The 24944-nt window shown below is 46.3% G+C and carries 25 protein-coding genes; 11 read left to right on the top strand and 14 right to left on the bottom strand.

The genetic code is table 11. The features are described 5' to 3' along the window. Positions 1–51 precede the first annotated feature (51 nt). On the bottom strand, positions 52–1251 hold the full coding sequence (locus QUA23_RS17830; protein ID WP_333072894.1) for a phosphoglycerate kinase: 1200 nt from the start codon (positions 1249–1251) through the stop codon (positions 52–54). A gap of 183 nt (positions 1252–1434) precedes the next feature. Here QUA23_RS17830 and QUA23_RS17825 point away from each other — a divergent pair, with 183 nt between their 5' ends. Together QUA23_RS17825 and ylqF are read left to right on the top strand one after the other, a co-directional pair. Further along, positions 1435–1848: a universal stress protein gene (locus tag QUA23_RS17825; protein ID WP_333045478.1), complete on the top strand. Its 414-nt coding sequence runs from the start codon at positions 1435–1437 to the stop codon at positions 1846–1848. Positions 1849–2012: 164 nt separating this feature from the next. After that, positions 2013–2867 carry a ribosome biogenesis GTPase YlqF gene (gene ylqF / locus QUA23_RS17820; protein WP_333060647.1) on the top strand — a complete coding sequence of 285 codons (855 nt, stop codon included), beginning with the start codon at positions 2013–2015 and terminating at the stop codon, positions 2865–2867. A 19-nt stretch (positions 2868–2886) separates the two neighbouring features. On the opposite strand, the gene QUA23_RS17815 is transcribed toward ylqF, so the two are convergent. Continuing rightward, positions 2887–3702, bottom strand: a complete 816-nt coding sequence (locus QUA23_RS17815) for an MOSC N-terminal beta barrel domain-containing protein (RefSeq protein ID WP_333072895.1) — start codon at positions 3700–3702, stop codon at positions 2887–2889. 233 nt (positions 3703–3935) lie between these two features. On the opposite strand from QUA23_RS17815, the gene QUA23_RS17810 reads away from it, so the two are divergent. Then, positions 3936–4661, top strand: a complete 726-nt coding sequence (locus QUA23_RS17810) for a carbonic anhydrase (RefSeq protein ID WP_333072896.1) — start codon at positions 3936–3938, stop codon at positions 4659–4661. Between the two features lie 118 nt (positions 4662–4779). Here the strand turns inward: QUA23_RS17810 and QUA23_RS17805 are convergent, their stop codons facing one another. Beyond that, positions 4780–5967, bottom strand: a complete 1188-nt coding sequence (locus tag QUA23_RS17805; RefSeq protein ID WP_333072897.1) for a tetratricopeptide repeat protein — start codon at positions 5965–5967, stop codon at positions 4780–4782. A gap of 299 nt (positions 5968–6266) precedes the next feature. Between QUA23_RS17805 and QUA23_RS17800 the strand changes: the two genes are divergently transcribed. Then, on the top strand, positions 6267–6536 hold the full coding sequence (locus QUA23_RS17800; RefSeq protein WP_333037423.1) for a GlsB/YeaQ/YmgE family stress response membrane protein: 270 nt from the start codon (positions 6267–6269) through the stop codon (positions 6534–6536). 229 nt (positions 6537–6765) lie between these two features. On the opposite strand, the gene sppA is transcribed toward QUA23_RS17800, so the two are convergent. From sppA to QUA23_RS17785, 3 genes are all read right to left on the bottom strand, one after another. Continuing rightward, entirely contained in the window at positions 6766–8586 is a 1821-nt protein-coding gene (sppA, locus tag QUA23_RS17795) for a signal peptide peptidase SppA (RefSeq protein ID WP_333072898.1), read from the bottom strand. 289 nt (positions 8587–8875) lie between these two features. Continuing rightward, complete coding sequence (fni, locus tag QUA23_RS17790; RefSeq protein WP_333072899.1) at positions 8876–9937, bottom strand: type 2 isopentenyl-diphosphate Delta-isomerase; 1062 nt, start codon at positions 9935–9937, stop codon at positions 8876–8878. Between the two features lie 144 nt (positions 9938–10081). Beyond that, complete coding sequence (locus QUA23_RS17785) at positions 10082–10765, bottom strand: SDR family NAD(P)-dependent oxidoreductase (RefSeq protein ID WP_333072900.1); 684 nt, start codon at positions 10763–10765, stop codon at positions 10082–10084. Positions 10766–10844: 79 nt separating this feature from the next. Here QUA23_RS17785 and QUA23_RS17780 point away from each other — a divergent pair, with 79 nt between their 5' ends. Continuing rightward, entirely contained in the window at positions 10845–11954 is a 1110-nt protein-coding gene (locus tag QUA23_RS17780) for an S-(hydroxymethyl)glutathione dehydrogenase/class III alcohol dehydrogenase (protein ID WP_333072901.1), read from the top strand. Between the two features lie 167 nt (positions 11955–12121). After that, positions 12122–12976: an S-formylglutathione hydrolase gene (gene fghA / locus QUA23_RS17775; RefSeq protein WP_333072902.1), complete on the top strand. Its 855-nt coding sequence runs from the start codon at positions 12122–12124 to the stop codon at positions 12974–12976. A 255-nt stretch (positions 12977–13231) separates the two neighbouring features. Here fghA and QUA23_RS17770 read toward each other — a convergent pair whose 3' ends face one another. After that, on the bottom strand, positions 13232–14146 hold the full coding sequence (locus QUA23_RS17770) for a branched-chain amino acid transaminase (protein WP_333072903.1): 915 nt from the start codon (positions 14144–14146) through the stop codon (positions 13232–13234). Between the two features lie 270 nt (positions 14147–14416). Between QUA23_RS17770 and QUA23_RS17765 the strand changes: the two genes are divergently transcribed. Further along, on the top strand, positions 14417–14785 hold the full coding sequence (locus tag QUA23_RS17765) for a Lin0512 family protein (protein WP_333072904.1): 369 nt from the start codon (positions 14417–14419) through the stop codon (positions 14783–14785). A gap of 168 nt (positions 14786–14953) precedes the next feature. Here the strand turns inward: QUA23_RS17765 and QUA23_RS17760 are convergent, their stop codons facing one another. After that, positions 14954–15793 (bottom strand): DUF4142 domain-containing protein, encoded by an 840-nt coding sequence (locus tag QUA23_RS17760; protein ID WP_333072905.1) that lies wholly within the window; start codon positions 15791–15793, stop codon positions 14954–14956. A gap of 71 nt (positions 15794–15864) precedes the next feature. Further along, positions 15865–16881, bottom strand: coding sequence for a hypothetical protein (locus QUA23_RS17755; protein WP_333110445.1), 1017 nt, complete (start codon positions 16879–16881; stop codon positions 15865–15867). Between the two features lie 864 nt (positions 16882–17745). Between QUA23_RS17755 and QUA23_RS17750 the strand changes: the two genes are divergently transcribed. Continuing rightward, positions 17746–18225, top strand: coding sequence for a YqhA family protein (locus QUA23_RS17750; protein WP_333072906.1), 480 nt, complete (start codon positions 17746–17748; stop codon positions 18223–18225). Positions 18226–18426: 201 nt separating this feature from the next. Further along, on the top strand, positions 18427–18669 hold the full coding sequence (locus QUA23_RS17745; protein ID WP_190662935.1) for a ChaB family protein: 243 nt from the start codon (positions 18427–18429) through the stop codon (positions 18667–18669). Positions 18670–18892: 223 nt separating this feature from the next. On the opposite strand, the gene QUA23_RS17740 is transcribed toward QUA23_RS17745, so the two are convergent. Continuing rightward, the gene (locus QUA23_RS17740; RefSeq protein WP_333072908.1) at positions 18893–19525 is read right to left on the bottom strand and encodes a hypothetical protein; all 633 of its coding nucleotides are present in this window, start codon (positions 19523–19525) and stop codon (positions 18893–18895) included. Positions 19526–19773: 248 nt separating this feature from the next. On the opposite strand from QUA23_RS17740, the gene QUA23_RS17735 reads away from it, so the two are divergent. Continuing rightward, complete coding sequence (locus QUA23_RS17735; protein WP_333072909.1) at positions 19774–20493, top strand: SAM-dependent methyltransferase; 720 nt, start codon at positions 19774–19776, stop codon at positions 20491–20493. Positions 20494–20693: 200 nt separating this feature from the next. Here QUA23_RS17735 and QUA23_RS17730 read toward each other — a convergent pair whose 3' ends face one another. From QUA23_RS17730 to QUA23_RS17715, 4 genes are all read right to left on the bottom strand, one after another. Further along, the gene (locus QUA23_RS17730; RefSeq protein ID WP_333072910.1) at positions 20694–21794 is read right to left on the bottom strand and encodes an iron-containing redox enzyme family protein; all 1101 of its coding nucleotides are present in this window, start codon (positions 21792–21794) and stop codon (positions 20694–20696) included. A 172-nt stretch (positions 21795–21966) separates the two neighbouring features. Further along, positions 21967–22581, bottom strand: coding sequence for a rhodanese-like domain-containing protein (locus tag QUA23_RS17725; protein ID WP_333072911.1), 615 nt, complete (start codon positions 22579–22581; stop codon positions 21967–21969). Then, entirely contained in the window at positions 22571–23269 is a 699-nt protein-coding gene (locus tag QUA23_RS17720; RefSeq protein ID WP_333072912.1) for a sterol desaturase family protein, read from the bottom strand. The genes QUA23_RS17725 and QUA23_RS17720 overlap by 11 nt, the downstream gene beginning before the upstream one ends. Before the next feature lie 95 nt (positions 23270–23364). Then, positions 23365–24006 (bottom strand): type IV pilin-like G/H family protein, encoded by a 642-nt coding sequence (locus tag QUA23_RS17715; RefSeq protein WP_333072913.1) that lies wholly within the window; start codon positions 24004–24006, stop codon positions 23365–23367. A 370-nt stretch (positions 24007–24376) separates the two neighbouring features. On the opposite strand from QUA23_RS17715, the gene QUA23_RS17710 reads away from it, so the two are divergent. Continuing rightward, positions 24377–24937, top strand: coding sequence for a Uma2 family endonuclease (locus QUA23_RS17710; RefSeq protein ID WP_333072914.1), 561 nt, complete (start codon positions 24377–24379; stop codon positions 24935–24937). Positions 24938–24944: the final 7 nt, after the last annotated feature.

Below are 24944 nucleotides of genomic sequence, written 5' to 3'. Positions count from 1 at the left end.
ATATAGACCTGCTGACAGCAAGGCGGGCAAAGCCCGCCCTACTTAACTTAATTAAGCTTCATCTAAAGCAGCAACACCAGGCAATTCCTTACCTTCGAGCAGCTCCAAACTAGCACCGCCACCAGTAGAAATGTGGCTCATTTGTTCACCTAAATTCAACTGTTCAACAGCCGCCACGGAGTCACCACCACCGATAATTGTGGTAGTACCAGTTTTAGTAAGTCCAGCCAAAGAATGAGCGATACCTTCAGTTCCCACAGCAAACTTCTCCATCTCAAAGACGCCCATCGGCCCGTTCCAGATGACAGTTTTGCAATCGGCCAAAGCATCTTGGAAAGTTTTTACTGAATCCGGGCCGATATCCAAACCCATCCAACCGTCGGGGATGCTTTCAACAGAGACAGTTTGAGTGTTAGCATCAGCAGCAAACTTGTCAGCAACTACCACATCAGTAGGTAACAGAAAAGCAACTCCCCGTTCCTTCGCCTTAGCTTCCAAAGACTTAGCCAGTTCCAGCTTGTCATCTTCCACCAAAGACTTGCCCACGTTCAAGCCGCGAGCTTTGTAGAACGTGAAAACCATGCCACCGCCCAACAGCAGTTTGTCGCACTTTTCGAGCAGTTTTTCGATGACTCCAATCTTGCTGGAAACCTTAGAACCGCCGATTATAGCAGCTAAAGGACGCTGAGGATTGTCGATCGCACTGCCGAGATATTGCAGTTCCTTCTCCATCAAAAACCCAGCCACAGAAGGACTCAGATACTTAGTAACGCCCTCAGTAGAAGCGTGAGCCCGGTGAGCCGTACCAAAAGCATCATTGACATACAAATCGGCCACAGAAGCTAACTTCTTAGCAAATTCCGGGTCGTTTGCCTCTTCCTCTGGATAGAAGCGAACATTTTCCAGCAACAGCACATCGCCATCTTGCATCCCGGCGACTGTAGCAGCGACTTCATCACCGATGCAGTCATCAGTCTTTTTGACTTCTTTACCCAACAATTCCGACAGGCGCACAGAAACCGGCGTCAAGCGCAACTTCTCCGTCACACCCTTGGGACGGCCGAAGTGGCTGCACAAAATCACCTTAGCGCCCTTGGACGCTAAATCTTGAATTGTCGGCAGAGCCGCCCGGATGCGAGTATCATCGGTGATATTGCCGTTGTCGAGCGGCACGTTAAAGTCCGCCCGCACCAATACCCGTTTGCCCGATAAGTCCGATGCCGATAAATTTGCTACAGTTTTTTTTGTCACAGGATTAACCTCCTAATATGTGTGTTTTTGTCGAATTCCGTTGAAATGGCGGCACTGGTCACTTGCACTTGGGCCTCGGACGCATTCAACCGCGTCCGTACAAAAAACGGAAGATGAAACAAACGGCACTGATTGGCTCAACGTAAACATTTTATCGGAGTCCGCGTCCCGGAGATGCGCAGTATGTTCAAGACTGTCTTATTTCCTGTAGATCAAAGCCGAGAAGCCCGCGAAGCTGCCGAAAAGGTGGTCAATATCGTGAAAACCTACGCCTCTCGCTTAGTTATTCTCTCGGTAGTCGAGCCCCCAGCCGAGGAGGCCGACGCCCCCGCGCGAGAGGTGATGACTTCCCCCGAAGCAGTCGCCAAACTTCTTTCTGAGGCCCAATCGATGTTTTCCCAGCAGGGAATTGAAGCTGAAATCATCGAACGGGAAGGCAAACCTGCTTTCACGATTTGCGATGTGGCTGACGAAATTGGGGCCGATTTGATTGTGATGGGCTGTCGGGGGATGGGTTTAACCGATGATGGGGCGTCTGACAGCGTTACCAATCGGGTGATCAATCTGTCTCCTTGTGCAGTTTTGATTGTGCCTTAGTCCGTTGGCAGTTGTCAGTTGACAGTTGACTGTTGGTAGTTGGCAGTTGACTTTTGACCGTTGTTATCGGTAGTTGTTAGTTGTCATTCAACCAATAACAACTAACAACTGACAACTCACAACTGACAATTAACAACTAACTAATAACTAATAACTAATAACTAATGAAAATTCACTGGTATCCCGGCCACATTGCCAAAGCTGAACGGGCATTAAAAGAACAGCTAAAGCGGGTAGATGTGGTACTCGAAGTCCGAGATGCCCGCATTCCATTGGCTACTTATCACCCCCAAATGCCGAGCTGGGTGGGCGGCAAGCCGCGAGTCTTAGTCATCAACCGCATGGATATGATTACGCCTCGATCGCGCGAGGCGTGGGAAACATGGTTTGAGGCCCAGGGAGAAACTGCGTATTTTACTAATGCCGAGCACGGTCAAGGAGTAGACGCTGTGGCGGATGCCGTGCAGGATGCTGGGGTGCAGCTAAATAAAAGAAGGTTCGATCGAGGTATGCTGCCCCGTCCAGTCCGTGCAGTGGTGATGGGATTTCCCAATGTGGGAAAATCTGCTTTAATTAATCGGCTGTTAGGGCGGAGAGTGGTAGACAGTGCCCGCAGAGCTGGAGTAACTAAATCGCTCCGATGGATTCGCATTTCCGACGAAATAGAATTATTAGACGCGCCTGGAGTGATCCCAACCCGAATTAACAATCAAGAAAATGCCATAAAATTAGCTATTTGCGAAGATATTGGCGAAGCAGCTTACGACAATCAGGTAGTAGCAGCAGCGATGGTAGATTTGCTGCAAGGGCTGGAGGCGACTGATGACACGTTGGTATCACTATCTGGTTTCAAATCCAGGTATAAATTAGATCCAGCATCTAGTAATGGTGAAGATTATTTGCACGAGGTCGCAAAAGACAAGTATAAAGGAGATGTCGAACGAACGGCGCGACAGATGTTAAACGATTTTAGAACTGGTGTTTTGGGTCAACTTTCTTTGGAGTTGCCGCCGGCTTGATCAGACTCGTAACCTACAACTAATCAGAAATGGTATTCAATAGAGAGTTGGTGACGGTAATAATTTGAACTTCGTCTCCTATGTGTAATATTTTTTCTGCTGCTTGAGGTGCGAGTCGCGTGTTAACTATCAGCCGACTAAAGTGATTTAAATGCCCTTTTTTTACCAAGTCAGGCATGATTTCCTTCTGCTTGGCTGTTAGTATATTTTTTAAATTAAGATCGCCTGCTTTCTCCCCATAGTTTCGCGTAGATAGGATACATGGCTGACCGGGATTAATAGCTTCAAATATTACTGTTCCTATTTTAAACCTAACAATTTCATCAGATTGTGAGAAAAGTTGGTCTTCCCAAAAAGCCGGGACATCTCCTATTTCAATATTAGCTCGCAAGCGATGGCGCATCTCGTTAACGCAAACTCTCGGAAACCAAGATGCAACTTCGGCAATTGTTTCGGTACTGATAATGGTTGGCCCTGGTGCAGCAAGATTGTCGGGAAAACCAGTCAGCAAGTTTTCAATTAACTTGACGGAGAAACCGAAGTAATTGCTCAACCAAGATTCTATTCCCAAGCGTTCTCTATCTACATGAAAAAATATTTCTTGTTCGGTGCCTTGAATTTTCAGGCCGGCAATTCTCTTTTTAATGTCAAAGGATAAGCGTAGAAAACAGACTCCGCTGTTGTGCTTAGTGTTAACCAATTCTCCTGCTGCATCGCAGATTGCAAAAGAGCGATCGCCTTCTAGAGCTCCGCTGGCTAGAATAGTTGCTTGACTGACTGCTATGCCGTCAAGGGACTTGACCGGATAGATATGAATGCTGGCGACGTATGACATTTCGAGCCATTGATAAAAAATAGTCGTTTTAGATACATTCTAGCATCCCTGTCCGCAGAAGGATGACTGCCGTTGACTCTACTAAATAAAATATGAATGAAATAAAAATGGGATACTTTTTTGAAGTTTACATTGTGCGGCAGCAGCTTGTAAAGAAAAATCAAAGAAGTCGGACTGAGCTTGTGGTATATATTATGCTAACAAATACAAACAATTGAACCGAGTTGCAAGCAATGACTAAAAGCGAAAGAACAGGTATGATTTCGCGACGGAATTTAATGCTGAGGGCTGGTGCAGGGATGCTGGCGGCCAGCATTGCACCAGCGTTTTTACAAGCCGAAGCAGCAAAGGCAGAGGCAATCTCTGACATTACTCCTACTGACATTACTCCTAACACTGCTCTCAAGAAATTGATGGAGGGTAATCAACGCTACATTGAGCAAAAACGGACATTTCCCGACCAAGCTCGATCGCGGATTGTAGAAGTAGCACAGGGTCAACATCCGTTTGCAACCATCCTGGCTTGTTCTGATTCCCGCGTTGCTCCCGAAATTATTTTCGACCAAGGATTGGGGGATTTATTTGATATCCGAGTAGCTGGCAATTTTCTCGACGATGTGGTTCTCGGAAATATAGAATATGCGGCCTTAGAATTGGGCGTGCCACTATTAGTAATTCTGGGTCACGAACGCTGCGGTGCTGTTAAAGCAGCTTTAGATGGCAAAGCTGTGCCTGGTCACATTAGCACTTTGGTGGCGGCGATTAAACCAGCAGTTGATTCGACCAAAGGTCAAACAGGCGATGCGTGGGATAACGCAGTCAGAGCTAATGTGAAAATCAATGTAAATCAGTTACAATCCTCGTCGCCTATTTTAGCTGAAGCAGTCAAAGCGGGCAAGCTTAAAGTTGTTGGGGGTCGCTACGATTTGGATAGCGGCAAAGTGGAGATAATTGCTTGATTTTACTGGTTGTATCTCATATCTTGGAATATTTTTAATGAACAGGCTTTCGGCCTGTTCCACGAGAATTTGATTGTGGGGTGGGCATCCTGCCCGCCCATACAAGCCATAATTTCAGTTACATTAAACCCATTTCTTGCAGTCCCCGGCGCAGGCGTTCTGCTTCAAATGGGCGGCGCTGTTCGTGAAGGGCGATCGCTCTTTTGAATTCTGCTAAACTCTCTGGCATTTTGCCAATTTTCAGCAGCGCTACTGCCAAGTTTTGATGAGCTTCCGCGTGTTCTGGATCGATTTTTATCGCTTGTCGGTAATAGGCGATCGCATGTGCTAAATTTCCGGCTGCCTTCAGCGTCAGCCCTAAATTGTAGTGACCTGCTGCAAAATTGGGGTCAATTTTTAAAGCTGCTTTGTAAGCTTTTTCAGCAGATTTCAAATCTCCTTCCTCTTTGAGCAAATTGCCCAAATTATTGTAAGCACCCAACTTGAGGGGCGGGAACACATTGGTATTAATTGCGGCTTGATAGTGTTCTTTTGCTTTGGCAAACTGCTGCTGCTGGCGATACGCAATTCCCAAATGATAGTTTAGTTCGTAAAGAATAGAATCATCTATGACCTCGGCAGTCAAGCCTTTGGTTAATAAATTAATTCCCCGCCCGATTTGCCCGGTTTCTACATACAGCGCACCTAATTTGCTACAAGCATAAGCATCGTTTGGATAATAAGCGATATAGCGTTCCATTGCTGCTTGAGCTTTTTGGAATTTACTTTTTGCTGCGATCGCATCTTTTTGATAACCAGAGTGCCAAATCGCCACATCGGGGAGAGAAGCTATTTTCCATTGTGGTTCCCTCTGCAAAATCTCAGCCACGCTGTCGTCTACCATTGCGTGGTAAGGGCGAGAAAAGCGGATATCGAGGCGATTGCGAAACAAGCGCGACACTAGGGAATAGGGAGATTGAGAGGCACCGATTTCTTGGCGGATGAGATTGATTAGCAGCAGCCGATCGCTCGCAATTGCCTGCTTTATTTGGGGTACAACCTCCGGTACCAAAACCTCATCGGCATCCAACACCAAAATCCAGTCGCCCTGGGCGTGCTTCAGACACTCATTGCGCGCCGCTGCGAAGTCGTCGCACCATTCAAACTCATAAACCCTCGCCCCGCATTCTCGGGCAATTTCACGGGTGCGATCGCCCGATCCAGTATCCACTACCACCATTTCGTCAACAACACCCTTAACGCTGTCCAAAGTCCGCGACAGTGTTGCCTCTTCATTCTTCACAATCATGCACAGAGTCAGATCCATCGGGCGCAAACTTTCCTCGTTTCACAAAATTATTGTAATTTTTTTACCAGTAAAACACAAACAGTTCCAGAAAAAATTCTCCTATTTCCCTTTTGCTTTGAGCATAAGTGCTTTTGTTCCCTAGAAAAAGTGGGTTAACTCTTTTGAGATATTAAAAAGCCTCAAACTAGGACGATTGATGAGAAATCCTACTACTTTCGGTTCCTCCCTACGGTAGAGGTAAAGGCTCGATAGCGGTTGTTATTCTAAGAACATAAGACAAGGGACGAGAAAAGTTTAAGTATTCAGGAGAAAAAGAAATGGGAATTATTGCTTGGATCGTTTTAGGACTGATTGCCGGTGCGATCGCCAAAGCCATTTATCCGGGAACTCAAGGCGGTGGTTTTCTGGCAACAACAGGTTTAGGAATTTTGGGCGCCCTAGTGGGAGGTTATCTAGGTCAAGTCTTACTGGGGACGAGCGGGGGAGCATCCTTCGGAGCATTGACTCTACCCAGCATAGCTTTTGCAGTTGTAGGTGCGATCGTTCTACTTTTCATCTGGGGATTGTTAACTCAGCGTGCTGCATAACAAATATTGCCAATTCCCAGTCGATAGACTTTTAGGGTATTCATAAACCCGGTTTCTTCAAGAAACCGGGTTTTTCAGTTGTTGGTAGGATGCGTCAGCCTACTTTTACCAAATCCGGGTTAAAAACCCCTATCAGACTCAGCGCTTGCAACGGTTCAAGAGCCAAACTTTCGTCGGAACAGAGGGGGACTGAAGAATAAAGGGGTAAAAATCCCGGACTTGATATTAATTAATCAATCCGCAAATTGAAAGGCAAGCGAACATAAATCCCCTGCGGGTCGTTCATCGACTCGATCACAGCCAATTCATCTTGCATTTTCTTAAATTCGGCCGTTAGCGGGTCGAGTTTGGCGGCTGGTTTCAAAACGTGAACGCCGGAAATTTTTTCCAAAATTCGTTCCTCCAAAGTGCGGCGTTTTGGATATTCTTCCAACTTCCAATCGTCGCCGAGTTTAGCTTGCTTCGCCGCCTCTCTGACAGCATCTTCAAGGCCACCAATTTCATCGACTAAACCCAACTGTTTCGCGGCCGTACCAGACCACACCCTGCCTTGAGCAATTTCTTGTACCTTGTTTTTCGGCAGTTTGCGGGAGTTGGCGACTTTAGTAATAAATCGATCGTAAATGCGATCGACTATCCTCTGAATATTCGCCAATTCTTGAGGATTTTTCGGGCGGGAAACCGTGTTAGTATCCGCAAAGCGGCCGGTTTTCACCACGTCCCAAGTTAGGCCGTTGTTAGCAGCCAACTTTTCGACGTTGAGCAACATTCCAAAAACGCCGATCGAACCGGTAATCGTATTGGGTTCGGCAAAAATGCGGCTGGAACCCATCGAAATCCAATAGCCGCCGGATGCTGCTAAATTGCCCATCGAAACGATAACTGGTTTCTTTTTTCCCGTCAGCATAACTTCGCGTCCAATGACTTCGGCCGCCGTGGCGCTACCTCCGGGACTGTTGACGCGCAAAACCACTGCTTTTACGTCGTCATCTTCTCGGATTTTCCGCATTTCTTTAGCGATGCGATCGCCTCCTACTTGAGTCGGGCCCCCTTCGCCGTCTACAATCTCTCCCTCGGCGTAAAGTATAGCAATTTGGTTTTTCTTGTCAGCGCGAGTTGAGTTTTTGTCTTCAGCGACTCTGGCGTAGTTTTTCAAACTAATTTGCTTGAAAGATTTGTTTTCGCCATCGGTTCCTGTGAGCTTTTTAAGTTCAGTCGATATTTCGTCAAAGTAAACAACTTTATCAACTAACTTGCTTTTTAGAGCTTCGTCAGCCATCAAAGTTCCGCCCTTATCTGCAAGCGCTTGCAGTTGCGGAACAGTCACTTTACGGATCGGGGCGACAGTTTTCAGGTATTCTCCCCACATATCTCCGAGCAACTTTTGAGTTTGCTGGCGATTTTCAGGACTCATTTTGGTGAGCAAAAACGGCTCAACGGCTGACTTGTATTTGCCGACGCGAGTCACTTGCACTCCCACGCCGTATTTCTCCAAAGCACCGGTGAAAAACATTGCCTGACTGCTAAAACCGTTGAGTTCCAAAGCGCCGTAAGGATTGATTGCTATTGTATTAGCAACGGAACCGAGGTAATAATCTCGCTCATTCCAGTCCATCTGGTAAGCAAAAATGGGCTTTTTGGCATCTCGGAAACGCTGCAAGGCTCCTCGAACTTCTTTGAGGTTGGCAAACCCGCTGCTGCTCGAATCCGAGCTGCCTTCGAGATAAATGCCAACGATTTTGGGGTCTTTTTTTGCATATTCGATCGTGTCTAAAACAGTCCGCAGCGTCACTGTATCCCCGGAATCTTCCGAAAGGACTTCTTCAATCGCCGCGCCAGTGCTACGGCTCGGTTTGCTGTCGGTAATATTTAACGAAAGGTCTAATACCAATACCGACTTATCTTTAACTTGCGGGCCCGAATCCTTAGACGACGATGCGGCCAGAGCAATTAGCAGTACCAGTCCTCCCAATCCGATGCTGCCCAGCAGCAACAGTCCTAGGAAGGTTCCCAGTAAACTTGCACAGGTATATTTTAGGAAATCTTTCATTTAGATAATTAGTCAGTTAACAGTTGACAGTTTTCAGTTTTCAGTTTTCAGTTGACAGTTGACAGTTGCCCTTAATCAATAAAGTTCAGACAATAAATTGTCTTGAAATTATATGCGTTTATCTGTGTTTATCTGCCTAGCATCTGCGGTTGACCTATTAATCAAAGATTCAGGCAAAAGCTCTTATGACAACTGACAACCCTTCGACTTGCTTCTGCTACGCTCTTCGGACAAGTCGCTGGCTGACAAGCTGTCAACTCTCAACTGTCAACTGACTGCTGACTCACTTTTATCTTAACCTTTCCAAAACCCCAGAATGTTTTAACTCATCCAAGCTAGCGCAGCCCGTACAGAACATCACGGTAGCGATTTCTGCAATTAACACCTCAGCTAGAAGGGCTGCGGCTGATTCCGATTCCGCTGCAGCTTGCAGAAATGGCCGCGCCAGTCCCGCAATATCCGCGCCAAGAGCGATCGCCTTCGCTGCATCCAACCCATTCTGCAATCCTCCAGAGGCAATCAGAGGAACATCCGGCGCTACGGCGCGGGTGCTGACAATGCACTCGGCTGTCGGTATTCCCCAGTCGGCAAAGGTTGCGCCCAACCTGTGCTGCTTGCCATCTTTAGCTCGCTCTCCTTCTATTTTCGCCCAAGAAGTGCCTCCGGCCCCGGCAATGTCGATCGCACCTACCCCCGCAGCGAGCAATTTCTTTGCCATTTTTCCTGAAATACCGTTGCCGACTTCTTTCGCAATAACTGGTACTGGTAATTTATCGCATAATTTGGCAATTTTATCTAGTAGTCCTTTAAAGTTAGTATCGCCTTCTGTTTGAACGCACTCTTGCAGCGGATTCAGGTGCAAAATTAGAGCATCTGCTTCGAGAATATCAACAATTTTTTGGCACTCTTCCAAACCGTAATTATAGTTTAATTGAACGGCTCCGATGTTGGCAAATAGCAGAATATCTGGAGCGCGGCGACGGACGGCAAATGTAGGAGCTAGTTGAGGATTTTCTACAACAATTCGCTGGGAACCGACTCCCATTGCTAGTTTGTATTCTTGAGCGACATCGGCGAGGCGATAATTGATTGTCTGGGCTAATTCTGTGCCACCGGTCATCGAGGAAATGAGCAGGGGAACGGCTATTTTTTTGCCGAGAAATGTGGAGGTTAAATCAATTTCAGTGCGATCGAGTTCTGGCAAACAGCAGTGTTCAAAACGGTAGCGTTCGAGGCCGCTGGTAGTTTCGCGAAATTGTACGTCTTCTTCAAGGCAAATCCGCAGGTGATCTGCTTTGCGGGTTTCGGTTTGCGAGGGCGGGGTTAACGGTAAGTTGACAGGCGAGTTCACAGTGGCTATTTGGGGAAAGAGTTTTGAGTGGGGAATATAGCAATTTTATTTCATTTTTGAACTTTTTAATGAACCGCAGAAAACCCAGAGAGCGCAGAGGAAAAGAAAACAGAGATGTGCGTAAATCCTGCAAGGGTTGCTGTATTATGCAGGAACAGTCAGCGGCATTCCGTTATCGGAAGGTTTTAACTTGAGTAAAAAAGGAACTGCTTTTTGCACCCAGGCTTTTGCTGATGTGTAACTTGCTGCATCTTCGCCAAAACAAATGTCCAGCATATCCGTGTGAATTATCCCCGGATTCAAAGGAACTGCTGCCATACCTGCGGGCAATTCTTGAGCGAGCGATCGCGTAAGTCCTTCTATTGCCCACTTGGAAGCGCAATAGGGCGCGACTTCCGGCGAAGTTGACCTTCCCCAACCAGAACTAAAGTTGACAATTATGCCGCTTTTTCTAGCAATCATTGCCGGGACAAAGTGACGAATTACATTAGCTGTACCTTTAATATTAACATCAATTACCTGGGAAAATTCTTCGTCACTGACCTTCCAAAGAGGGGCGAGATGATTAGCTACACCTGCATTATTAATTAGCAAATCTGGCGGCTGTTTTTTGGCCAGTATTTCTGTTACCCAAGCTTTAACTCGATCGTCTTTGGTGACATCCAAACAAGTAAAATGGTGTGGCGCACTATATTTTTGTTGGAGTTTTTCCACCGCTTCCGAAGAACGGGCGCATCCCACAACTGTATGTCCCAATTCAATAAACTTTTCGGTCATGGCAAGACCTAGACCGCGACTAACTCCGGTAATTACAATTAATTTTGTCATAGATTTGCTCCAAGTTTGACATTAAGTAATACAATACATATTGACTGGTGAATTGACAAATAGATCGCAGGGAGAAAGCATGAAAGTAAAAGCAGCAGTTGCTCGCAGTGCCGGCCAACCTTTGAGCATTGAAACGGTGGATCTGGAGGGACCGCAGGCTGGAGAGGTGCTGGTGGAAATTAAAGCCACGGGTGTTTGTCACACTGATGCTTACACTCTTTCCGGTGCCGATCCTGAAGGTTTGTTTCCGGCTATTTTAGGCCACGAGGGAGCCGGGATTGTCGCAGAAGTTGGGCCGGGAGTCACGAGTGTCAAAGTGGGCGATCGGGTAATTCCTCTCTACATTCCTGAATGTCGCAACTGCGAATATTGTTTGAGCCGCAAAACAAATCTCTGTCAAGCAATTCGCGTGACTCAAGGCCAGGGAGTGATGCCCGACGGCACGAGCAGGTTTTCCATAGACGGGCAAAAACTTTACCATTACATGGGAACTTCTACGTTCGCTAATTATACAGTATTGCCGGAAATTGCAGTAGCAAAAATTCGCGAAGATGCTCCTTTTGATAAAGTCTGTTTGATCGGCTGCGGCGTAACAACTGGCATCGGCGCTGTCATTAATACTGCGAAAGTAGAGCCTGGTTCTAATGTGGTAGTTTTCGGTTTGGGCGGCGTGGGTTTGAATGTAATTCAAGCAGCTCGTCTGGTGGGAGCTAACATGATTGTTGGCGTAGACTTGAATCCCGACAAACGAGAGATGGCGGAAAAATTCGGCATGACTCACTTTGTCAATCCCCGCGAAGTGGAAGGCGATTTAGTGCCTTATTTAGTAGATTTAACCAAAGGCGGAGCTGATTACAGTTTTGAATGTATCGGCAACATTAATGTGATGCGCCAAGCTTTAGAATGCTGCCACAAAGGTTGGGGCGTGAGCGTAATTGTCGGGGTAGCAGCAGCAGGTCAAGAAATTAGTACCCGCCCGTTTCAGCTAGTAACTGGTAGGGTTTGGAAAGGGACGGCTTTTGGCGGGGCGAAAGGCAGAACTGATGTTCCTAAGATTGTTGATTGGTACATGGACGGTAAAATTGATATTGACAGTCTGGTAACTCAGGTAATGCCGATCGAGAAGATCAATGAAGCCTTTGATTTAATGCACAAAGGCGAAGTAATTCGCACAGTGTTGACATTTTGAGTTGTTGAAGGAAGGAGGAAAGTAGGACTTAGGGAAAAAGTAGTTTTAGGTGCTAGTTATAGCGGTAACGTGCACGGCTGCACCTTAAATAACTTCTCTCTTCTCTCTTCCTCTGCGCCCTCTGCGGTTAATAAAAAAATCTCATTCACAAATGAAATAGAATTAATATGATATCAGAATCCCTAAAACTGCACAAAGAACAGAAAAGTTTCGGTGGCCAACTCGGCTTTTACACCCATCAATCCTCTGCTTGCAACAGCGAGATGAAATTCGCTGTTTACCAGCCACCACAAGCTTTATCTCACCGCGTACCAGTTTTGTATTTTCTATCAGGCTTAACCTCCACGGAAGAAAACTTTATGGCAAAAGCGGGGGCGCAACAATTTGCGGCAAAATACGGGTTAATGCTGGTTGCGCCCGACACTAGCCCGCGCAATACTGGCATCCCCGGCGAAGATGACGATTGGGATTTAGGAAGTGGTGCGGGTTTTTATGTTGATGCGACAGCCGCACCTTGGAATGCTCACTATCGGATGTACAGTTATGTGGTAGATGAATTGCCCAATTTAATCGCCGAAAATTTTCCAGCGATACCGGAAAAACAGGGAATTTTCGGTCATTCGATGGGCGGACACGGGGCTTTAATTTGCGCTTTAAAAAATGGCTATCGCTATCTTTCAGTTTCCGCTTTTGCGCCTATTTCCGCGCCAATGCGCTGCCCTTGGGGGCAAAAAATATTCGGACACTACCTCGGTGGCGACAAAGAGATGTGGAAAGCTTGGGATGCTAGCGAGTTGGTGCTTGAGGCGCAATACAACCGTCCGATTCTGATTGACTGCGGCACTGCTGATTCGTATCTGGCTGACGGGCAGTTGTTGCCGGAAGTGTTCGCCGAGGCTTGTGCAAAAGCGGGACAGCCACTAACTTTAAGGATGCAGGAAGGTTACGATCATAGCTATTATTTTATAGCGAGTTTTATGGAGGAGCACATTCGGCATCACGCGGCTGTTTTGTGCGGGTAAGTAATATCAAATCCGGTTACATCTTACATCTTCGCCATTCTCAATAACAGGCTTTCCGGCCTGTTCCACAAAAAGTGAATTTGTTGTGGGGTGGGCATCCTGTCCTCCCATAAAAGGCTTATTGAAAATGGTGCAACATTTCAGTTACAGCCGAATGATACAAACGAGTATTTTTGCACTATCTATGGGGTAAGGTGCGCACTGCACACCCTACAATCTGAGTAAATTCGCTTCTACGAACACAGGTATTTTCGGTTAATTAAGATTAATCGGAAATACCCATTCTTTATAATTGCTGTCGCGATTTTCGATAATCTCCGTCAGTTTGTCCAAAATCTTTTCGGTGATGGGTCGATTTTTGGGCAAGTGATAGTTTTCCACTCGCTTAATTGGGGTAATTTTTGCTGCGGTTCCGCAGAGGAAAATCTCGTCTGCAATCAACAATTCTGATTTATCAACTGGTCTTTCTGTGATTTCAATTCCTAAGTCTCTAGCAATAGTTATAACGCTGTCTCTGGTAATTCCTTCGAGAATATCTTGCTCGAAACCTGGAGTAACTAATTTACCGTTTCTGGCGACAAATATGTTCATTCCTGAAGCTTCGCTGACTTTTCCCTGAGTATTCATCATAATAGCTTCGTCGAAGCCGGATTCTACTGCTTCTGTTTTGGCTAAAGCTGAGGTAATGTAGGCGCCGCTAATTTTACCTCTTAAGGGCAAGCTGCGGTCTTCTTGGCGGTACCAAGAGCTAATTCTACAGTTGACTCCTTCTTTGGGCAAATAGTCTGATAGTTCTAATCCGTAGACAAAAAAGTCGGTTTCTACGTTATGCAGTCGCGGGGCAATTCCTAAACTTGATGTGTAGATAAAAGGGCGGATATAAAATGATTTTGTTGGTTGGTTTTTCTGGACAAAATCAATGATTATTTGTTGGATTTTGCTGGCGGGTAAATCGCAGTGAAGGAAGCTGGCACTTTGACTTAATCTTTGACAGTGGCGGTCTAATCTAAATAGCAATATTCGATCGGCATTTTGGGGGTCGGGAATTCCCCGCAACCCGCCTAAGACTCCGGTTCCGTAGTGCAGTGCGTGGGTGGCTATGGAAATTTTGGCGTCGGTAAAGGGGAGAAATTGGTTTTGAAAGTAGGCAATTGGTAGAAAACTATCCATGATTCAAGCTGGCGATGAGTTTGGCAGTCCGCTAGGAAAGCTGAATTTGGTTATATTACCATAAGTTATACCATTTGAGATTTGAGATTGAGAATGGCTGATTTGATAAGGGTTTGAAGCTTGCTTACAGTTGGATTTTTTTTAGACTGGTATTATTCTTTTGCTGTTAGAGCGATTGATAAAATAATATCAAAAGCCGTCTATTAGGTTGATAATTGTTTGGGGAAAGAGTGCGATAGACTACAAACAAAAATCCACCAAGGGGCAACTATGGCACGTAAATGTTTCATCATCGAAATGGGGATGGGGATAGACCAGCACGGGCAGGAACCGACTGTAGCCTGTGCAAGGGCTGTACGGAATGCGATCGCCCATAATGCTCTCCTAGGCGTCTGGGAAGTGGCGGGTTTGACTGACCCGAATCAGATGATTGTTGAGGTAAAGGTGGCTGTTCCTTACCCGGAACAAGTGCGGGAACAGGAGGTGTTGGCGGTGCTGCCTTTTGGCAGCAAAACTCTGATTGTGGAGCAAGGAGGCATGATTGTGCCAGGAAGGGCGATCGCCTCTCTGAATGATAAAAATGACGAAATGCTAATCGCTGTGGCGGCTGTGAGTGTTTTTGTGGAAACTGAGGACTAATTAATTTTGTGTTGTTTGAATAAATCGCCCGATCGCACTTGCTCGTTTCCGCGATCGGGCGCTCGAACGCCTGTCTGTAAAAAAATGATTAATTTAGGCTAAGTCTCCGATCGGCAAAGGTAGAGTGCGATCGCCTAAAAGCCGATCGCACTCTACCTCCTCTACCTCCTATTTGGGCTGGCTGGTATCTGCCAACATTTGGTTAACCATTTGCAAGTGCGCCTGAAGGTTCGGCAACTTCTGGGTGGCCCAAGCCTTCAAGTCGGCATCTTGTCCCTGTTGAGATTGAGCCTGAAACAGAGAAATAGCCTGATTGTGGCTCTCGATCATAGCCTGCTTGTAAGCAGCATCAAAACTTGTACCGGAGAGTCCCGAAAGTCGATCCATCAAAGCTGTGTTCTGGCTGCTCATTTCGGTTGGCAGTTTTACGCCTTTTTGCATTGCTACCTGCATCAGTTCTTGATTAGCCTGGGTGTGTTCCTCAACCATTTCTTGCCCGTATTGTTTCACACCAGCACTAGAACCGCGCTGCACTGCCAATCTGCCGAGTTCCACTTCGAGCATACCAAGTTGACCTGCTTGCATGACAAAGTTTCTGTCTTGGCTGCTGAGAGAATTAGGCGAAGTTTGGCCACCTGTTGGAGTGTTGGGAGAACGGCCGGGAGTGTTGTTGATGGGGCTATTTGGAGAACGGCCGGGAGTGTTGTTGCTGGGGGTAGTTGGAGTGTTGGGAGAACGGCCGGGAGTGTTGTTGGTGGGGGTATTTGGAGTGTTGGGAGAACCGCCAGGATTGTTGTTGTTAGGATCTGTAACAGAAGGTCCCGGAGAATTAGGATCGTTTAATTCGCTATCAGCAAGCTCAAAAACTCGATCGCCCGACTGGTTGAAGCCGTGAGTCTGGCGGTTTAATTCTGCGAATCCCGGCACAGCTATCAAGGAACTAACGCCGGCAATTCCGGCAACTGTTACCAATTTTTTGAACAAACTTTTGCGATTGAGTGAAGTCATGATTTTCTAAGCCTCTAAGTTGTTTTCAAAAGTACGTGAAGCGAAGCTATCCCGTAGGGCATCGCCCGAAATTACCGATGGGAGGGTGTATTGCCTTTCCTAAACAAGTTGATCAAACCAAACGCACCCAGGGCACCCAGCCAGCCGAAATTGTTGGGGCTATCGCGCCGAGCACTCAAAACTCCTGAATTAGTATCAGCCGAAGTCGGTGTGGTACCGGTTGTACCCGTTGTGCTGGTGCCAGTCGTACCGGTTGTACCCGTTGTGCCGGTGCCACTCGTACCGGTTGTACCGGTTGTACCCGTCGTGCCAGTCGTACCGCTTGTACCCGTTGTACCCGTACCACTCGTATCGGTTGTACCGCTTGTACCCGTCGTGCCAGTCGTACCGCTTGTACCCGTTGTACCCGTGCCAGTCGTACCAGTCGTATCGGTTGTACCGCTTGTACCCGTACCAGTCGTACCCGTTGTACCGCTTGTACCCGTACCAGTCGTACCCGTTGTACCGCTTGTACCCGTTGTACCGCTTGTACCGGTTGTACCGGTTGTACCCGTGCCAGTCGTATCGGTTGTACCGCTTGTACCCGTTGTACCGCTTGTACCCGTTGTACCGCTTGTACCGCTTGTACCCGTTGTACCCGTTGTACCGCTTGTACCCGTTGTACCCGTGCCAGTGGTATCGGTTGTACCGCTTGTACCGCTTGTACCCGTACCAGTGGTATCGGTTGTACCGGTTGTACCGGTTGTACCCGTACCAGTCGTACCACTTGTACCGCTTGTACCCGTACCAGTCGTACCGGTTGTACCGCTTGTACCCGTACCAGTGGTACCACTTGTACCGGTTGTACCGCTTGTACCCGTACCAGTTGTACCGCTTGTACCCGTACCAGTTGTACCGCTTGTACCCGTACCAGTCGTACCGCTTGTGCCACTGCCGACGCTACCGCCTGCACCGCCGCCTGCACCGCCTCCAGCACCGCCTCCAGCACCGCCCGACTGGGCAGAAGCAGGCACTGCGAAGGAAACCGTTGCTAAACCTAAAGTACAAGCGCTTGCTAAAACAGCTTTCAACAATTTAGAAGATTTCATGGTAATGCTTGCTTTTACGTATAGTCTTGCGATCGCTTGTGATGCCAAAAATGCAGGGTCAAATTGACAGCGTAACGTGCAAATTTTCTAACCTTCGCTGCGGAATAATGAAGGTAAGGGAGCAAATTTAGTCCCGTTTCCTTGATGATTTTTCCCTGATTAATTACACCGCCGCGTCAACAGTTTATAAGCTATTACGTATGCTTCAAGTTCGCCATTCATCTTTAGGAATATTTGACAAAATGGCTTTTTATTTCAGGTGGTGGATGAAATTTGATTGAGCGACAGACTAGCTTAATCAAATTTTGTGTGCGGGGGATAGAAACCAGGTTGATATAAAAAATTTTGGGTGGAGTAACGAGAGATATTACGAATTAACCGGCTTTCTCAGACAAGGGCCCGCTTCTTCCTATGAATTTTCCCCGGATGCAGGTGCTTTGAGGCAGAAATTGTTGATTTTCTCACCGTCAATTTTGGTTTAGCACTCCGCCAGATGAGTTAGTTTAAATTTTTTTTGAGCGCTATTTTTTCTTAACTTGCGGCTGACAATTTGGGCACTGGCAGAATACCGCTCAAACTTTCCCAGGAAACTAAATTATCTCAAAACGCGCGAGCGACCGCTCCAAGTCTCAAAAGCGCCTGCTACCCCGCAACACCAAGGCTTCTGACTGGGATTGGAGTTGTCTCAAACACGAAGGCGAACTGAGGGCTATACGAGTTGTGGTCGCGGGACATGAAATTAACCAGCGGCTACACTCGGCAGAATTGCTTGTAAGTGCGATCGGGCAAACTCTGATATAGTAAAGCCAAAGGTATGCCAGAGAGCGCTTGTTATCTAACACATTTTCCAAGGGAAGATCAAATATGCTGCATCGAATTCTTGCCAGAAGTCGCTATCTAATGTTAATCGCTGTATTAGGTTCTTTTGCAGCGTCTGTGACGCTTTTGATCTACGGGGTCTTGGAAACCATCATTACCATCGGCCACACAGCTACAGTATCGGTTTCCAGCGAAAACTCGAAACAACTGATTCTGTCTTGCATCGAAGTTGTAGATTTGTTTCTCCTCGCCACAGTATTTTACATTACTGCACTCGGACTTTACGAGCTGTTTATTGACGAGCGCATCAAAGTACCACACTGGCTGGAGATTCACACCATCGACGACCTGAAAACCAAACTCACCAGCGTGATTGTAGTCGTGTTGAGTGTATTGTTTCTCTCAGAGGTAGTTAGGTGGAACGGCGGAACCAACATCCTGCCCCTGGGAGGGAGTATCGCTTTAATAATCGCTGCGCTGACGTATTTTCTAAGTTCGCAAGTTAAAAAGCCGAAATCAGATTAATCGCTGTTTGAGCAAGTAAATTACCCAAATCCTGCCCAACCAGCAACGCCAAGCCCATTGCCTTCTAGGATCAGAATAAATTTAATATTACATCTGTCCTCAGAATGAAAAAACTGCGCTCTAAAACTTGCTTTTAGAGAGAGGAAAGTAGTGGCTTCTAGTATATAAGATTGAATTTATGTTTAATAATTAGAGGTCATTATGCCAGAACAACAATTTGATACCTTACCTTCAGAAGCACAAGAACTCCCCCAAGGGGCGAAACAAATTTTTCAGGCGGCTTTTAAGAGCGCTAGTGAAGATGGAATGAGCGCCGATGGTGCTACTAGCGTTGCTTGGAACAGCGTAAAATCTGAATACGTTCAAGGCGAAGGTGGCACGTGGCATCACAAGGGCGACGATACTAACCAAACCCGCAAATCTGTACAGTCTGGTGGCAATTAGTTATCAGCCATCAGTAATATCGTGTCCGCTAACATAACCCCTATCCGTTGTTTAGTGAGGCCTTCATTCCTCAAATTTTGATGAGAACGAAGAATCCTCACTATCAACCAATTGCAGTGACGTTATTCTAGCGGGCATGATATCATCAGTCATTAGCAATGTACTCATCACTTGTGGTTAATGCTTTACCTTGATACCTGTTGGAATCGCGGTGGTACAGAAGTTAATGCAGTTTGTTAATCGGCTGGTGCATATCCCATTGCAATTCGGCTAAAACGAGCAAGCTAAATACCATTACGGTTCCCGTAAATAGGAAAGACCAACCCTCGGTGTAAGGCACAATCAAAATCCCCAACAGGTGAAATAAACTTGCTGCTAAAAGCGCGCGCGAGCGCACTGCAAATCCAGTCGCCATATACCCTATTCCGCTCATTCCCAACCACAGGGGACAGAGATTCGCCAACACTTTTCCCCACTTGAAAAAAATTGCTAAATCGGTCAGCAGCAATCCTAATAACATTAGTATTACCCAACCGTAAAGCACCCAAATCAGGCGTTTTATTTTGACCCAAGAGTATGTCATGATTACCATTGCTGCTGTACCTACGAGGCTGAGCGCTGACCACAAACCAGCTTGCAGCATCCAACTCACAGAAAAAAATTGTGCTGTGCCGAAGATGGGTATTAACAGCAAGCTCCACAGCAAGCAAGCTCGATCGAGACAAGTATAAAATTTTGAATAAAATCGCTCTTTGCCAATGGGAAACTGAACGTGCCAAAGCCCTTCTAAATCCTGAACGGCAATGTTAATCTGTTTGCGGCGCAGAGGCGGAACTGAATAATTAAAAAATGTCATGTTTGACAATATTAAAATTGAAAATTATTTGCTTAGGTACTATCTCACCAGCAATCGCTATAATTGCAATCTGTCAATCGGATTAATCTAGTTAATTTGATAATCTGTCGGCAGTAATAGTTATTCGAGCGCACCAGATCAAACAGGAAGAGAGAGATGGCACAAGTTGATAAAATAGCTCTTGCGACAGATGGCTGGAAGATTAGTTATTCGATACTTTTAAAATAGTCAACTTTGTTACAGAATTTATGCTCACTTCATCCCATCCTCTGAAACAGGTATTCCACTGCCCGGAAGAATCGGATTTTTACGCGCACTGCTTGGAAAGTTTAGTGTTAAATGCTAGTGACAATTCTCGACTTATCGTAGAGTTTGGTTCAGGAGAGGGAAGTCCAGTTATTAAGTCTTTGCTGAGAAGTGATTTTGATGGCACAATACAGGGATTTGAGCTAAATAATGTAGCTTGGAAAATTGCTCAGTCTCAAATTAAGGAATATCAACTGAGCGAAAAATACACGGTCAACAATTGCTCTTTTTTTGATTCGCCTTTATACGAGTCGGCGGATTGTGTCATCTCAAATCCGCCTTACTTGCCGGCGGTGGATGATAAGATTTACCAGCCGCTGTTGCACGGCGGGAGTGATGGTTCCACAATTGCTAAGAAACTTTTATCTTTGGGCTGCGATGAAGTTTTGCTGATGGTTTCTAGCTATTCTAATCCTGTGGGTTTGATAGATTATGCCTTGGATCGAGGCTACTCGGTTGCGAATTTTGAAATTGCACCTTTAACTTTTGGCTATTATAGTTCGGAACCCAAAGTGAAAAGCGCGATCGCCACTCTCAGAGAACAGGGAAGGGCTTTTTATTCGGAAAACATCTATCTGTTGGCTGGAGTTTTGTTTAAGAAGCACCAAAAGTCGCAAAGAGATTTGTCGATCGAGCTCATTCAGTTAATGACAGCATTTTAAAATAGAGCGCTGGTAGGGTGCCTCTGAGATGTGGCACCATTGTCAGCAACAGGCAAGATTGTCAGCAACAGGCAAGATGCCTGTTCCACAAGAAATAAACTCTTTGTGGAACAGGCATCTTGCCTGTTCCTCAAAAGCTTATTGAGAACGGTGCAAGATCTAGGGTGCATCAGTCTCTGACCCACCCTACGATATAGCTGTTAATTGTGTTCTGTGGCTTGGATCGATCGCACCACAGCAGCCCCAGCCCGATCGCCGATCGACTTCTCCTGATCGTACCCCAACACCAGCTCCCAAGCCTCCTGCGGGTATCTGTCAACCAGCGGGATCGCCACTTCATCCAACATCCAGCGGCCGTGACGCTCATCTTCTTTGATGTGCAGTTCCCAATAACCCATCGCAGCTTGCGAGAGGCCCAAACGCTGGGCGGCGGCTAGATAATTGCGGTAAGCGACGGGTCCCGCCACCTCAAAATAAGTGAGTCCGCCGTTGTAGCGCAGAAAATGGCGCTTGCGTTCCGTCAGCAGAAAGTTGTGATTAATGCTTGCGAGCACTTCCCAAGGCACTAAATCGAAGTACGCTTCCGGTTCCGTACTCATCCCGAATTCTGCCAGCATTTGAGCAAAAAAGGTCGAGTGCTTGCGGGGGAGGCGACCGCCGCCGTATTCTTCCATCAGCACTCGCGTCAGGGTGCACTGAATTTCGTTGCCGGCACCGCCGAGGATGCGAGAAAGGCGGCTGGCTTCCACTAAACCGTCGAAGGAGGCGATCGCCAGCAGGTGTTTGTATCCCTCTTCAGTCATCTCTTCCCGCTGGTAGCGATCGAGCTCAGTTAGCGGAGGATCGACATGGGCGGCCGCGCGATCGCGCAGGGCTTGCTTGACATCCGGCAATTTTTGCAGCGCTGCAACGTCGATTTGGGCGAGTTCCCACTGCTGCCAAGGGTCCTCAATGCGATCGCGCACCGAACGCAAATAGTGCGATCGTTCGTTATTGTAGCGGCGCAAATCGTCGTACCAAAACAAGTTGAGGCGGTTTATGCGGTAAAGTACGCGCTGCAAGAAGCGGTGAGCGGCCTCATCGCCCGGTTCCTGTTGATAAGCTGCTTGAAGTGCATAGGCGATCGCGCTTTCAAAATCGCTGACAAGTAACGGTTTTGCCGCCACCGTCTTGTCTAAATCCTCGACTTCTAGCAAATTGACAAATTGCCGATCGGCTGCTTCGTAATTTGGGGGTGCGGGTTGCTTTTTGGGAAGACTCGGCGAGTCGGAAGAAGGAAGTATCTCTAGGGTGTTTTGCATGGAATAAAGTTATGCTAACTCTAATTATTGTGGTGCCTGCCCAAACAGCCAACCGTTGCAGATTGCTGAGGATAATGGCTACTTTTCTTGAAGATAGCTAATCTGTCAGCAGGATACACCTTTCTATTGATAGAGATTTGACAGAAATCTATTTGGTCACAACTGCCCCGATTCATTCCGAAAGCAGGGTGACTGAGGGAGACTTTATGAAGCTGTGCAAAGTAATTGGGGCTAATATCTGGGCATCTTTTGCAGCCGGCACTGCTTCCCGCCACGCTTTGATACCGCCTGAAAGGACAACAACATTCAGGCTAATATCCTTAATCTTATTAGTCTCATTTCCTCCAGATTCTTGGGAATACCGAGCGACTTTTTCTAACTGTTTGTATGCTTTAACCGAGCGCCCTCCTCTGGCACAATAAAGTACAATTATTGGCTGAGTCCGCTCGGATTTAACCCTAGCTTTTACAATGGATTGAATCTGGTTGACACCGAACCCCATCTCAATATCAATTATGGGAACAAGGGGACTTTCACCGATGCGATCTTCCGCGTATTCTTCGGGCGATCGCACATCGATCAAAATCACTGATTTCAACTCACCCTGCTGCAATTGATCGACAGTTACTTGTTTCGTATTTAAACTGGCGATAAAAGTTAGGATATCCATGTGATGAAATAGGGCAACTGCACTCAGAGAAGCAACACTCGTCAAGCCAAAACCCATAATTACTCGCAAAAGGCGAGAATAGCGATTAATACCTGGTTTTGCATTTTCATCTAGCATTTTTCATCATCCTTGAAAATGGGAAGAATATTTGTCCGACATATCCAACAGGTATAGAATCAGAAATTCCATATTTATGAGGCATTTTTTTTGCTGGCATATAGATAGTGCCAAATAGCAAATCTAACAGTGGCAACTGAACAGCAAAGTTTTTGGTGTTGATTTCAGGAATTTTACTGTGATGCCAGTGATGAAATTGTGGGGTCGCTACGAACCATTTTAGGATGCCAAATTTTAATTTAATATTAGAATGAATTAAAAAAGCGAGCGCCGCAGAATAAAGAGCATAAACCACCAAACTCTCCTTAGTAAATCCCAACCAGTAAAGAGGCATAATTTTGCAAATCTGAGTAAAGATTTGCTCGCAGGGATGAACCCGCACTGCAGCTAACCAATCCATGTATTCAATGCTGTGATGGACTGCATGAAATTGCCAAAGCCAGGGTACTTCATGCAGTAGTCTGTGAGCAATATAATATGCCATATCTGAAACGATAACTGCTTCTACCAACTGCAACCACACAGGTTTAGATGCTACTTTGCTTTGCAATTCCGGGTTTAGTAAATTAGTCATTAGCGACAAAATTACGGTCACAATAATAGCCCCGGAGCTGCCAATAAAGTGACCTGTAAAAAAATATGTGGCATCGGTTGCCCATCCGAGACGGAATATCTTTTGCTTGTGCAAGGAAAAGATTCTTTCGAGGGGAATGAAGATGACCGCTAAGACGATGAAGCCTTTGACAATTTCAGGTAACATGAGATTCTGATTAATGTCGATATTTACTTAAATACGTCGCTACTACCAGCAGCGCAGACAGGATTACCCTTATGAAGGATAGGAGCAGACGGTTGGGTATTTCCAGGAGAATTTGCTGCACACAGAATGGATACAGTAGTCAGCTCTTTGTTAGCTGCTTTGGAAACAGGTACTAAAAATACAGCCCCGACATAGCTAGTAAGATTATTGCTGCGGGCTACACCATAACTAAACGCAGCATTTTTGGTAGATATGGTTGAATAGTTATAGTTGGTTGTCTGAGTTTTAATGCCGAGGCGCAGAGCATTAACGGAATTGGAAAAGGCGCCCTCCTCGACGTATATTGCTTGTTGACCTTTGTTCATTGCGCTAACATATTGTTTACCTTCTGATTGCTTCGCTTTCTTCGCGCCACCACAACCGACAACAGAAGGGAGGGCGAGCCCACCAACTATTATGCTGCCCAGAGGAAAGTAAATAAAAGTGATCCTCAGTAAGATTCCTACCCAAGATTTACTTTTTTTGTCAGGGGGAAGGTTTTTTTCTGAAGATGCCGCTTGTTTGTTAAGTGCATCGAGTTGAGGGTTTGTCTTAAGCTGCATGGTTGTTCTCGATACTGCTTGTTTGTTGAGTGCATCGAGTTGAGGATTTTTTTTAAGCTGCATGGTGGTTGTCCAAATGTGTTAGCAGAGTAGTTTTCAAGTGATTGACATACTCCCCAGCGTAAAAACAGGGGGATTCTAGAGTCAAACAGCGAGTGCAGGCGTAGCTTGTCTAATATCGCCTAATCGAACAGTCGAGGTTAAGAACAACAAGCAAGTTATTGTTAGCGTCGTTTTCACCCAGTTCATTGAGTGCGGTGGGGTTTGCAAACCTCGCCTACTGCGCCTTGCTTCTACTCTATTTTTATTAAATCACCAGGCTATTTGAGAACTCGACTGACTTTTCATCGACTTCTCATCGACTTTAGACATCACTGGCATTTAATAGGGCGTGTGACTATAATCGAAGAAATAATTAGAGGAACGGTAAGTTATGGCAGTGCAGTTGCTCAAAAGACTTTTCACCGTAGAAGAATACCATCTGATGGGTAAAGCTGGTATTCTTTCAGAGGGCGATCGCGTAGAATTGATAGAAGGAGAACTTGTTCAAATGGCCGCAATTGGAACTCGTCACGCTTCGTCTGTGAGGCGCTTAGCCAGACTGTGCAGCCAAATTCCAGAAAATTTGGTTATTTTCGACGTGCAGAACCCCGTGCTGTTGAGCGATCGCACGGAACCGCAACCCGATTTAGTATTGCTGCAACCTCGCGCCGATTACTATTCAACTGGCCATCCTCTCCCATCCGAAGTTTTACTGTTAATAGAAGTAGCTGACACTTCAGTAGATTATGACAGAGACGTGAAACTTCCTATTTACGCTCGATCAGGAATTCAGGAAGTATGGATTGTCAATTTACAGGAAAACTGCTTGGAAGTTTACCGCCAGCCAACGGTTAACGGTTACAGTTTAATGCTGAGGTTTTGGCGTGGCGATCGAGTTTCGCCGCTGGCATTTCCAGAATTTGAAGTTAGTGTGGATTTGGCGATCTGGTAAATAGGGA

The sequence above is a fragment of the Microcoleus sp. Pol1C5 genome (assembly GCF_036701115.1).
In the GTDB taxonomy this organism is placed as follows: Bacteria; Cyanobacteriota; Cyanobacteriia; order Cyanobacteriales; family Microcoleaceae; genus Microcoleus.
Note: the sequence above shows the minus strand (reverse complement) of the source record. Positions and strands in the feature narration are given on the sequence as shown.